This window comes from Microbispora sitophila (genome assembly GCF_014892245.1).
GTDB classification, from domain to species: domain Bacteria; phylum Actinomycetota; class Actinomycetes; order Streptosporangiales; family Streptosporangiaceae; genus Microbispora; species Microbispora siamensis.
In genome coordinates this window covers 567,761-577,912 of record NZ_JADBGC010000002.1, presented here as the reverse complement: position 1 = coordinate 577,912, position 10,152 = coordinate 567,761, and the positions used below count along the sequence as shown (strand labels likewise).

At 67.9% G+C, this 10,152-nt stretch carries 13 protein-coding genes and 1 pseudogene; 7 read left to right on the top strand and 7 right to left on the bottom strand.

Going from position 1 to position 10,152, the window contains the following annotated elements; translation table 11 throughout:
- Positions 1-321: 321 nt before the first annotated feature.
- Positions 322-483 carry a hypothetical protein gene (locus IL992_RS05975; RefSeq protein WP_193202243.1) on the top strand — a complete coding sequence of 54 codons (162 nt, stop codon included), beginning with the start codon at positions 322-324 and terminating at the stop codon, positions 481-483.
- Between the two features lie 63 nt (positions 484-546).
- On the opposite strand, the pseudogene IL992_RS45885 reads toward IL992_RS05975, so the two are convergent.
- Positions 547-645 (bottom strand): annotated as a pseudogene (locus tag IL992_RS45885) (peptide-methionine (S)-S-oxide reductase MsrA); the annotation flags it as partial.
- Positions 646-979: 334 nt separating this feature from the next.
- On the opposite strand from IL992_RS45885, the gene IL992_RS05970 reads away from it, so the two are divergent.
- A complete protein-coding gene (locus IL992_RS05970) occupies positions 980-1,930 on the top strand; it encodes a helix-turn-helix domain-containing protein (RefSeq protein WP_193202242.1) in 951 nt (316 codons plus the stop codon).
- Here IL992_RS05970 and IL992_RS05965 read toward each other — a convergent pair.
- The 3 genes from IL992_RS05965 to IL992_RS05955 all read right to left on the bottom strand — a co-directional run bounded on the left by IL992_RS05965 (position 1,927) and on the right by IL992_RS05955 (position 3,469).
- Entirely contained in the window at positions 1,927-2,508 is a 582-nt protein-coding gene (locus IL992_RS05965; protein WP_193202241.1) for a hypothetical protein, read from the bottom strand. The two genes, IL992_RS05970 and IL992_RS05965, sit on opposite strands and share 4 nt — an antisense overlap.
- A gap of 341 nt (positions 2,509-2,849) precedes the next feature.
- Complete coding sequence (locus IL992_RS05960; protein WP_193202240.1) at positions 2,850-3,266, bottom strand: type II toxin-antitoxin system VapC family toxin; 417 nt, start codon at positions 3,264-3,266, stop codon at positions 2,850-2,852.
- Positions 3,263-3,469 carry a hypothetical protein gene (locus tag IL992_RS05955; protein ID WP_139579074.1) on the bottom strand — a complete coding sequence of 69 codons (207 nt, stop codon included), beginning with the start codon at positions 3,467-3,469 and terminating at the stop codon, positions 3,263-3,265. Before IL992_RS05955 ends, IL992_RS05960 begins: the two co-directional genes overlap by 4 nt.
- 410 nt (positions 3,470-3,879) lie before the next feature.
- On the opposite strand from IL992_RS05955, the gene IL992_RS05950 reads away from it, so the two are divergent.
- A complete protein-coding gene (locus tag IL992_RS05950; RefSeq protein WP_193202239.1) occupies positions 3,880-4,500 on the top strand; it encodes a DUF6461 domain-containing protein in 621 nt (206 codons plus the stop codon).
- Between the two features lie 877 nt (positions 4,501-5,377).
- Positions 5,378-5,629 (top strand): GntR family transcriptional regulator, encoded by a 252-nt coding sequence (locus tag IL992_RS05945; RefSeq protein WP_150935878.1) that lies wholly within the window; start codon positions 5,378-5,380, stop codon positions 5,627-5,629.
- Between the two features lie 30 nt (positions 5,630-5,659).
- Here IL992_RS05945 and msrA read toward each other — a convergent pair whose 3' ends face one another.
- Positions 5,660-6,346 (bottom strand): peptide-methionine (S)-S-oxide reductase MsrA, encoded by a 687-nt coding sequence (msrA, locus tag IL992_RS05940; protein WP_193202315.1) that lies wholly within the window; start codon positions 6,344-6,346, stop codon positions 5,660-5,662.
- Between the two features lie 134 nt (positions 6,347-6,480).
- Here msrA and rarD point away from each other — a divergent pair, with 134 nt between their 5' ends.
- Together rarD and IL992_RS05930 are read left to right on the top strand one after the other, a co-directional pair.
- Complete coding sequence (gene rarD, locus IL992_RS05935; RefSeq protein ID WP_193202238.1) at positions 6,481-7,386, top strand: EamA family transporter RarD; 906 nt, start codon at positions 6,481-6,483, stop codon at positions 7,384-7,386.
- Between the two features lie 75 nt (positions 7,387-7,461).
- The gene (locus IL992_RS05930) at positions 7,462-8,289 is read left to right on the top strand and encodes a TIGR03621 family F420-dependent LLM class oxidoreductase (protein WP_193202237.1); all 828 of its coding nucleotides are present in this window, start codon (positions 7,462-7,464) and stop codon (positions 8,287-8,289) included.
- 2 nt (positions 8,290-8,291) lie between these two features.
- Here IL992_RS05930 and IL992_RS05925 read toward each other — a convergent pair whose 3' ends face one another.
- The gene (locus tag IL992_RS05925) at positions 8,292-8,765 is read right to left on the bottom strand and encodes an RrF2 family transcriptional regulator (RefSeq protein ID WP_193202236.1); all 474 of its coding nucleotides are present in this window, start codon (positions 8,763-8,765) and stop codon (positions 8,292-8,294) included.
- Between the two features lie 77 nt (positions 8,766-8,842).
- On the opposite strand from IL992_RS05925, the gene IL992_RS05920 reads away from it, so the two are divergent.
- Positions 8,843-9,586, top strand: coding sequence for an SDR family oxidoreductase (locus IL992_RS05920; protein WP_193202235.1), 744 nt, complete (start codon positions 8,843-8,845; stop codon positions 9,584-9,586).
- 76 nt (positions 9,587-9,662) lie between these two features.
- Here IL992_RS05920 and IL992_RS05915 read toward each other — a convergent pair whose 3' ends face one another.
- Positions 9,663-10,142, bottom strand: a complete 480-nt coding sequence (locus tag IL992_RS05915) for a hypothetical protein (RefSeq protein WP_193202234.1) — start codon at positions 10,140-10,142, stop codon at positions 9,663-9,665.
- Positions 10,143-10,152 lie beyond the last annotated feature (10 nt).

Sequence of the window (10,152 nt, the reverse complement as noted above, 5' to 3'; positions counted from 1 at the left end):
GGACGGCCCATCCGCCCGGAGGGGAGAAGAACCTGCAGCTTCTCCCACTCTTCATCGGTCAACTCGTACCGGCGAATCACGCCAAGTCATGATCCAACACCTAGATCACATTGAAGACACGGCCTAGCGCTCAGAAGAGCTTTAAGCTGGACAATCTCCAGACGGTCCGTCCCCGCCTCGCGAACCCTCACCGTCGCCTCAGCATAGACTTCCGCGTCGGCCCGCTCACCGACAGCCCACACCCCGCAGATCTCCACCGACTTGTCGTCGGTGATGCGGTAGACGACACCCCGCGCTCTGGCCGAGCTGGCACGCGGCCGGATGAAGCACAAGCACGCCGCGCTGGTGGAGGCGCTGACGGGACGGTTCGAAGACCACCACGCCGAACACCTCAGTCGGCTGGACACCGGCAGGAAGGTACGCAGCCACGTCCGGCAACTGGAAGCACTCGGATTCAACGTCACCTTGAGCCAGACCGCCTGACCCATACAGCTCGTCGCGGCCCCGACACCATGCCCTGTGCCGGGGTCCGCTGCCGCGCGACGCCTCGCCGGCGGTCAGGCCGACGGGGCAGCTGACGCCGGTGCCGCCGATGCCGCAGTAGCCGTTGGGCACCTTGAAAAGGTATTGCTGGTGGTAGTCCTTCACCTCAGGCAATAAATACACGAGGACGAGCTACGCATCGGTGTTCTTGGAATGCCGTCGGGATGCATGGACGAGCCACACTGTTCGCGCCTCGTCATCGAATGATGTAGCGGACACGACCTCCACTCGTGATCTCGAACTCCGAGATCGACTCGAAGGCGACGCTGCCGTTCGACATTCGCTCGCGAGCGTGGATCTGCGCGCAGAGCTTCAAGACATCGCCATGTATTCGCCAGGGCGTGCCTGAAGAGCTCCTCCCACCTCTCAACGGCATCACCGGTCGCGCTCCCCCACAGGCCCACCGAAAGGGCGGCTGATAAGCCAGGCTGGACGTGTGAAGGACGACGGGCTCTACACGATCGGCCAGGTGGCTCGGCTCGCCGGGGTGCCGGTGCCGACGGTCCGGTACTACTCCGACGAAGGGCTGGTACCTCCAGCTGGCCGGTCGGCCGGCGGCTACCGGCTCTACGATCACGACGCCCTGGACCGGCTGGAACTCGTCCGTACGCTGCGAGATCTCGGCGTCGAGATCGCGACGATCACACGAGTGCTCGCCGACGCGCAGACTCTGAACGAGATCGCCGACGGGCAGATCGCGGCCATGGAGGACCAGATCCAGACCTTGCGGGTACGCCAGGCAGTGTTGCGCTACATCACCACCCGCCGTACCGGCACGGCCGGAATCGCCCACGTGAACCGGCTCGCCCGGCTACCGGCGGAGCAGCGCCGGCAACTGGTGGCCGATCTCGTGACCGAAGCGACTCGCGGGCTCGACATGGAGCCCGCGTTCGCCGCGCACCTGCGCTCGATGCTGCCCGACCTGCCCGACGACCCATCGGTCGAGCAGCTCGACGCGTGGCTGGAGCTGGCGCACCTGGTCGGCGACCCCCACTTCCGGGAGAGCGTACGCGAGGCGTTCGAGCGGCACGCGACGGACCGCTCCTCCGGCGCCGAGCACGGCGACCACGAGAGCTGGGCGCGAGCCGAGCAGGCCACGCTGGACCTCGTCGGCCGCGCCCTGGCGGACGGGATTCCGCCGGTCTCCGCCCTGGCCCGGCCCATCGTGAACGAGCTGGTCGCCGTCTTCGCCCAGGCCCACCGGCGGTCCGACGACGCCGGGTTCCGGCTCTGGCTCGCCGAGCGGATCCGCATCGGGGCCGACCCTCGGGTCTTCCGATACTGGCAACTGCTGGCCATGATCAACGGTACGCCCCCGAAACCCGATCCGGTCCCTGCGGCCCGCTGGCTCCTCGCCGCACTCGACCCCCGCGTACCCGACCTTTAGGGAACGGGATGGTGCCGGAGCGCCTGAGTGAACCAGTCGAACGCCGGCGCCAGGCTCGGCGGCGCCGGCCAGCCGTTGATCGTGGACAGCAAGGCGAAGTACCGCTCCGTACGGGGATCATTGGCGATCTCCAGCCGAGTCAGCAGCTTCCGGCGGTACTCGGCACTGTCGAAATGGCCGAATGTCGCGGTGTATCCGACGATCAGCTCGACCAGCACCATTCGCGCCTGCTGCGAACCCGGCTCGACCCCGTCTGCCTGCGCCTGCCGCACCCGTTCCCGGACCAGCTCGGTCACCTCGTGGTGCAGGCCGGTCTGATCCCCGGCCGCCCTCTCAGCCGCCTGATGCTCGGCCATCCTGCGGACCCTGGCCTTGAAGTCGGCATCACGGACCAGCTCGGACAGCTCCGTCCAGGCGCCCAACTGCTCAGGGCTGGGAGCGGCGGGCATCTCAGGCACCACCGTACGCAGCATGGTGACGAAGTCCAGGTTGGCGTCCAGACCACCGAAAGTCTCGTCGATGAAGTCGTTGATGAGGCGCTTGCCATCCTCAGCGGACGGCGTCACGTATCGCGGCATGGAATGCGCTCTCCCGGAGTCGGATCGGATGGGTCGCGGACGGCGAAAACGAGCACGTGCCGCCCACGGCATCGATCCTGAAGTCTCCGGTTACTTGAGACTCAAGTGCCGGTCCAAACAAAGGCTCAGCCCACAACGCGATCAGGTGCCGGGAATCTGGCTGTCCGGGCCGCCGTCGACAAGCTCATGGACCACGTGAGCCCGCTCTCAAACTCCAATGGCCCGCAATTACGGACCATCGGTTCGAAGGGTTACGCCTCGCCGGCGGTGAGGCCGACGGGCTCGCGCCCGTGCCGTTCGATCAACAGATCACTGCTCAGGACCGCGGGGCGGGACGGCGCTCAGAGCTGTTCCGGTAGCAGCATGAACGCACCGGTGTGGTGAGGACGGACGACGGTGAAGTGGCGGCGGTCAAGTGTTGCCACTTCCGTGACGCCGAGTCGCTCAGCAATGGCGATCACAGAGGCGTCAACCGCCCCGAGTGGGAGACTTGCGTACGTCCCCACCAGGTCGCTCATACGCTGCAGATCACGTTCTGCGAGATCCACTAAGGTCAGACCTGCTCCAAAGGAGCGCAGAAACGCCGCCTCCGCTTTGCTCCCCTGCCGCTTCTCGACGAGTTGGCATACCTCGGTGACCACGCTCGCGGGGACGAGCAAGGGCCCTGGATGGGTCCGCAGAAGTCGGGCGCAGGCCTGATGATGGCGGTCCCGGACGTTCACGGCCGCAACCAACGGACCCGAGTCGATGACGATCACAAAGAGTGATTGTCCTCCGCGCGGAGAATCTCCTCCGAGCGTTCCGCGAAATCCGGCTCCGCTTCGAGCATGCCGATGAACGGCAGGTCGCGTACCACAGGCGGCTCTTCGAGCTGATCGCGGACGAGCCTGAGCAGAGGAGCCACCTTCTCCTCTGGCAGCCGATCAACCAGGTGGTGGAGTTCCTCGCGCATCACGCTCATGTATCGAGTGTAATCAGCGGGACCGCCCCGGACAGCCGCGCGGCGCGGCAGCTGATCGCAACCCGCTGAGAGCGGCTGCGCCGGCCCGGGGCAGCCCGGGCTCCGGGCCGACTGGTTCCTGCGAGATCAATGTGGCCCATGCGCAGAGCTGCGATCTACTGCCGGATCAGCCAGGACCGCGCGGGCGCTGTAATCATGCCGCGCCTGGAACCGCCGAATCTGGGAAGCCAGGGTCACGGCCAAGATCACCGCAGACGAAGGGCGTGGCGGTGAGTTCTGAACTCTGATTCGACCTTCGCGTAGCTCGTCACTCTGGTAGCCCGGTCTCTCGCTGCCTGACATCCGATCTTGTCGGACCTATCTGCGAAGATCTTGCGATCCCAGCACCCGGAGTGACGGAGTTTCATGACATGAGCGATGGCCGGCCTGCGAGCCCTGAGGTTTATCGCTACTACCAGCGGCTACTCAAGGATCATTGGCTGGAGAACGGCATCTGCTGGACCGTTGTCGTACCCGACGACGGAAAGCCGCTCGCTCTCACCGAGATCGGCGAACGGGTGAGCGGCGGCGCGAGTCACGCGATCCACGAGGCGGCGCGCTTCGAGGACGACTACTCCGACGAAGGCGCCTGGGCGGTGCTGGTGGGCCAGTCCGGTTCAGTGACCGAATTGTTCGAGTACAACGGGTTCCGCGGCGTCCATCCTCAGGTGCTTCCGCGTCTCAGCGCCGGTGCTCGCGCTTACAGCGTCTACTGGAACGTGAACGCCAACAACCGCGTCAGCTTCGCCGCTGATGGAGAGACGCTGCTCATGGTCGATGCCATGTATCCCGAGAGATGGGTGCACGAGCCGAATCTGGCACGTTGGCCAGAGCTGATGGACATGGCACCAAACTTCAGATGGAGGAGGGGCAAGAGCTGGCGAGCGGCAGCGCTGGCGACGATCGAGCTGACTACGGGGGCCAGGCTGAGCCTTGAGTGGCTTGACCAGGAGCGTCCGTATCTCACTTGTCAGGACCCTGTGGTGGACTGAGAAGCGGCGAGTGCGGGACATGCACGGGATGATCTCCCTGATGGCGCAGGCCACCCAAGAGGTTCGCGCAGCTCACACCGTATATGCCAGCCGTACGGCCACCACTGTCCTAAAGCGGGTGCTCGAAGGCGGGCTGCCGCGCGGCTTCCGGTCCTCGGCCTGGCGGCCCTGCGGTCCGGGTCCGCTTGGCACCGGATCACGAGGGTGCGCCCATCGGAGGACACTTCTCGTCAGCAGAAGTCAGGCGTCAGCGGGCTGAGCCCATCAGAATTCGCATCCACCAATAGCGGGCTTCGTCACCTCTCCAGCCGCCGGTGTATGTATGCTCAGGCGGGTCAGACTGGATGACCTTGTGGACCTGGTAGATGCCGCCGACACAGATCAGCTCGTAGACAACTGCCTGGCAGCAACAGGTGTGGTCGATGACTCGGTAAGGGCCGCGAGGCTGGTTCTGCCACTCCAACCGTTTCCGGCTCCGTAGCGCGATGCCCGGATGGACCGCGATGCCCGGGCAGTCCCACTCTGGGCCTCCACCAGATCGTGGGCCAGCCGACGCGACCCTCCCTGCACCGCCGTCATTGCGCCGCCGACCGGCCCGTCTGTTCGTCAAGCGCACGCCGCAGCTCATCCAGAGTCTCAGCGGCTACCGTCATGCAAGCGCCGGCCAGGAGCTCGGCATGGGTAAGTCGATGGCCTCGCCGCGTCGCGTACCAGTCTCCCGGCCTGTCATCCGCTCGGCTGCGCCAGATCGACCAGCCGGGGAAGCCCGCTACCAGTTCCTCAAGCTCCGTCATGTCCCGCAGCCAGAGCCTAAATATATCTGTCTATAGCTATGAGCTTCTATGCCCCTCCTGGGGCTACTACCTACAGTTGCCGAGTGATCGACTACGACCCGACGCGACCCAAGTGGGTGCAGATCTACGAGGTCGTACGCGCACGCATCGAGTCGGGCGAATACCCGCCCCGTTACCTCATCTCCGAGGTCCAGATGGAAGGCGAGTTCGGCGTCGCCCGCGTGACCATCCGCAAGGTGACCGCCAAGCTCCGCGAAGACGGCCTCATCGTCACCACCCCGGGCATGGGCTCCTTCGTGGCCCAGGACAAGAACGAGACCTCCGAGCAGGCCTGAACCGCCACCCGGAGGTCTCAGCAATCCCGGCTACTCCTCCGAAGAGGCCGTCAGCCCAGTCGGGCACCAGGCCGAAGGGTCACCTGCGTTGACACCGGTGCCGCCGATGCCGCAGTAGCCGTTGGGCACCTTGAACAAGTATTGCTGGTGATAATCCTCGGCGAAGTAGAAATCGCCGGCGGGGGCGATCTCGGTGGTGATCTCGCCGTACCCGGCCTTGGTGAGCACCTCCTGGTACGCGTCCCGGGACGTCACGGCCGCCTTGGCCTGCTCCGGACCGTGGGTGTAGACGGCCGACCGATACTGCGTGCCGACGTCGTTGCCCTGGCGCATGCCCTGGGTGGGGTCGTGGGCCTCCCAGAACACCTTGAGGAGCTCCTCGTACGAGACCTCCGCCGGGTCGAAGACCACCCGGACGACCTCGGTGTGCCCGGTCAGGCCGGTACAGACCTCCTCGTACGTAGGGTTGGGCGTGTAGCCGCCCGCGTAGCCCACGGCGGTCGAGACGACGCCGGGGGTCTGCCAGAACTTACGCTCGGCGCCCCAGAAGCAGCCCAGCCCGAACTCGGCGATCTCGGTACCCTCGGGATACGGCGGAGCCAGCGGCCCGCCGAGGACCTGGTGGCGGGTGGCCACCGGCATGACCTCGGCACGGCCCGGCAGGGCGTCCGCGGGGTCCACCATCGTCGTCTTGTCTGTGCCGAACAGCCAGCCCATCACGCACCTTCCTTCCGGTCTGCCATCACCAACCAGACGCCCGGCGGGCTTGTTCCTTACATAAGCGCCTCTAAACCTCAGGCATAGAGACCCTTATTTGTGCTGAATCTAGGTAAGCAGCGAAGATGGGCTTCATGCCTGATACGCGCCGCGGTGTCCTATATGGCGTCGCCGCCTACACCATGTGGGGCCTGTTCCCTCTCTACTGGCCTCTGCTCAAGCCGTCCGGCGCCGTGGAGATCCTCGCCCACCGGATGGTCTGGTCGCTGGTCGTGGTGGTCACGATCCTCGCCGTACGCCGCCACTGGTCGTGGATCCGCACCATGACGCGCCGCCAGTTGATCTTCCTCGCCCTCGCGGCCGTCACGGTCTCGGTGAACTGGGGCGTCTACATCTACGCCGTCAACGCCGGTCATGTGGTGGAAAGCGCGCTCGGCTACTTCATCAACCCTCTGGTCAGCGTGCTGTTCGGAGTGCTGATCTTCCGCGAGCGGCTGCGCCTGTGGCAGTGGATCGCCGTCGGGCTCGGCACGCTCGCTGTCCTCATCCTGACGCTCGACTACGGGCGTCTTCCCTGGATCGCCCTCGTGCTCGCCGTCAGCTTCGGCACGTACGGGCTGATCAAGAAGGCCGCGGGGGTGGGCAGCGCGGAGAGCCTGACGATCGAGACGCTCGTGCTGCTGGTGCCGGCCCTGGGCTACCTGCTCGTCCTGCAGTCGAACGGCACCGGGACCTTCGCCAACCACGGTCTCGGCCACGCGCTGCTGCTGGTCGTGTCCGGCCTCATCACCGCGGTGCCGCTGATGCTCTTCACGGCCGCCGCGCTGCGGGTTCCGCTCACCGTCATCGGTCTGCTCCAGTACATCGCTCCGGTGCTGCAGTTCTTGTGCGGGGTGCTGATCGCCCACGAGACGATGCCCGCCAGCCGGTGGGCCGGGTTCGTGGTCGTCTGGCTCGCGCTGAGCGTCTTCACCTGGGACAGCGTCCGCTCCGCCCGCATCTCCCGCCAGGAGCGCGCGGCCGCGCTCGAGACCGTCTAGTACGCCCCCCGGAGTACGGGGTCCGCCTCCGGCGGGAGGACGACGGGACCGGCCGGAACGGCGAGGATCGGCGGCATGAGCAAGGAATTCCGTTTCGGGAGCGTCGCCGGTCTGGCCCAGGACGCCGCCGCGTGGACGGCGACGGCCCGCCGCACCGAGGACCTCGGCTACTCGACCCTGCTCGTCCCCGACACCCTGGGGACGCTGCCGCCGCTGCTCGCGATGACCGCCGCGGCCACCGTCACGACGAGGCTGCGCGTGGGCACGTTCGTGCTGGCCGCGCCCTACCGCAATCCCCCGCAGCTCGCGCACGAGCTCGCCGGGCTCGACTTCCTGTCCAGTGGACGGCTGGAGGTCGGCGTGGGAGCGGGCCGCCCGGCTGCCGAGGAGGAGGCCCGGGCGCTCGGCATGCCGTACGGCACGGCGAGCGAGCGCGTCGCGCTGGTCCGGTCGGTGATCGGCGAGGTGCGGACGGCCTTCGCCGGGAGCAGGACCACCGTGCAGCGTCAGGGGCCGCCCATCCTGGTCGCGGGCGCCGGCCGCCGCATGCTGGCGCTGGCCGCGGAGGAGGCGGACATCGTCGCGCTCGCCGTACCGGCCGACACGCCGGAGGAGGGCCTGCGCGGGCCCGTCGGCACGCTGCGGGAGCTGGCCGGGGCGAGGTTCGACGACATCGAGCTGAGCATGAACCTGCTCCAGGTGGGCGACGAGCCGCCCCCGTGGGTGCCCGAGGGGCTCAGCATCACGTCGGCGGACGCCGCCGCCGTGCTGCGCGGCTCGCCCCGCGAGATGGCCGACACGCTGCTGCGCCGCCGCGACGCGCTGGGCCTGTCCTACATCACCGTCAACGGCTTCTTCGCCGACGCCCTCGCCCCCGTCGTCGACCTCCTCGCCGGCCGCTGACGTCAGCGTGTCGCCGACAGGCGTGACCGGGTGCGGGCAGGCGCCGAGGAGGGCAGCTCGGCAAGGATGTCGGCGAGCGTGACCCCTGCGAGGCTGCTCCGCCACGCCCGGTGCGCATCGGCCATCTTCTCGGCGATGACGCAGATGCGCCGGCAGTCCTCGGGAGGCAGCGCCCCCCGCCCCTGCTGGCGGATCTCGCGGCACTCGTACGGCGAGGAGGCGCCGTCGACCGCCTCGACGATCTGTAGCAACGTGATGTCGGAAACCGCCCGCGCGAGCCGGAACCCGCCTCGCGGGCCCGTCATCGCGGCCAGGACACCGGCCCTGACCAGCGCCTGCAACTGCTTGGCCAGGTAGGGGGCCGGAACGTCGTAATACTCCGCGAGCTGCGCCGCCGACGCGCTGGCTCCCGGCTCGAGCTGCGCCAGCGTGGCGGCGCAGTGCAACACCCACTCGGTGCTCGCAGGCAGCTTCATGCCCTCCAGTGTATTGGAGAGATTGCAGATCTATTTTGTCCGAGATAGCATCCGAGGCGTCTAGCGAAGGAGAAACCATGCGTATCGCAGTCGCCGGCGCCACCGGGAACATCGGGTCGCTCACCGTCGCCGCTCTCGAACGGGACGGGCATGACGTCGTACGGATCAGCCGCTCCCTCGGCGTGGACCTGATGACGGGCGAGGGGCTCGACAAGGCCCTGGACGGCGTCGAGGCGGTCGTCGACGCGATCAGCTCAGAGGCGACCGACCGGGACGAGTCGGTGGCGTACTTCGGCACGACCACCAGGAACCTGCTGGCCGCCGAGGAGCGGGCGGGCGTCCGCCACCACGTGCTGCTCTCGATCATCGGCATCCACCGGGTGGAGGGCAACGCCCACTACGCCGGCAAGCGGGAGCAGGAGCGCCTGGTGTCCGCGGGTTCTGTGCCGTGGACGATCGTCCCCTTCGCGCAGTTCCACGACTTCGCCGAGATGGTGGCGGGGTGGGCCGAGCAGGACGGCGTCGCCACGATCGCGCCGCTGCTGGTGCAGCCGATCGCGCCCGCGGACGTGGCCGACGTCCTCGCCGAGATCGCGGTTGGCGAGCCGCGGGGTCGCTACGCCGACGTGGCCGGTCCCGGGCCGCAGGACCTCGTCGACATGGCCCGGCGCACCTACGCGGCACGCGGCCGGACGGTGAAGCTCGTGCCGACCTGGTCGGGACTCTTCGGCACGGAGATGGCCGGCGACGTGCTGCTGCCCGGCGAGGGCGCCCGCATCGCGCCGACCACGTTCGACGAGTGGCTCGCCGACCAGAAGTAGACACCGGCAGCGCGAGCGGCGCGCCCTTTCGGACCTCGTGCTCGGCCGCCGGCCACTCAGGGCGGCCACGGTGGCGTCAGGTCAGCGCCGCCTCCGCCCTGGCGTACGCGGCCTCGGCGATGCGCGGCAGCAGGCGCGGGTTCGCACCTCCGGTACCCCGGTTGGGCACCGGGATCGGCTCGCCCTTCGGCAACACCCAGGAGAGGAACGTCTGCGACACCGAGGGGGTGGGGGCCGGTCGTTCCCCATCCGGCCCAGGCGAGGCCGGCTCGGACGAAACCGGCTCAGGCGAACCCGCCTTGGGCGAAACCGGCCCAGGCGAACCCGGCTCGGGCGAACCCGCCGCGGCGATGGCGTCGAACAGGGCTTGCGCCGAGCCCTCTCCCTCCCCAGACGTGAGGACCTGGTCCTTGTCCACCACGATGGAGCCCACAGGCGTCGAATCCACTGGAGTCGGGACGGCGGCGGATGTGCCCGCACGTGTGCCGCAGGCGGCCACGGCCAGGGAGAGCGACACGGCCGCCGGCAACACGACCGCACACCGGATGGTCCTCATCCGGGCAATG

Bases quoted from the DNA above. Each gene is read 5' to 3' on its own strand.
- IL992_RS05975 (WP_193202243.1), top strand. From the start codon at position 322: ATGAAGCACAAGCACGCCGCGCTGGTGGAGGCGCTGACGGGACGGTTC.
- IL992_RS05965 (WP_193202241.1), bottom strand. From the start codon at position 2,508: ATGCCGCGATACGTGACGCCGTCCGCTGAGGATGGCAAGCGCCTCATC.
- IL992_RS05955 (WP_139579074.1), bottom strand. From the start codon at position 3,469: ATGAGCGTGATGCGCGAGGAACTCCACCACCTGGTTGATCGGCTGCCA.
- IL992_RS05950 (WP_193202239.1), top strand. From the start codon at position 3,880: ATGAGCGATGGCCGGCCTGCGAGCCCTGAGGTTTATCGCTACTACCAG.
- msrA (WP_193202315.1), bottom strand. From the start codon at position 6,346: ATGGGCTGGCTGTTCGGCACAGACAAGACGACGATGGTGGACCCCGCG.
- rarD (WP_193202238.1), top strand. From the start codon at position 6,481: ATGCCTGATACGCGCCGCGGTGTCCTATATGGCGTCGCCGCCTACACC.
- IL992_RS05930 (WP_193202237.1), top strand. From the start codon at position 7,462: ATGAGCAAGGAATTCCGTTTCGGGAGCGTCGCCGGTCTGGCCCAGGAC.
- IL992_RS05925 (WP_193202236.1), bottom strand. From the start codon at position 8,765: ATGAAGCTGCCTGCGAGCACCGAGTGGGTGTTGCACTGCGCCGCCACG.
- IL992_RS05920 (WP_193202235.1), top strand. From the start codon at position 8,843: ATGCGTATCGCAGTCGCCGGCGCCACCGGGAACATCGGGTCGCTCACC.
- IL992_RS05915 (WP_193202234.1), bottom strand. From the start codon at position 10,142: ATGAGGACCATCCGGTGTGCGGTCGTGTTGCCGGCGGCCGTGTCGCTC.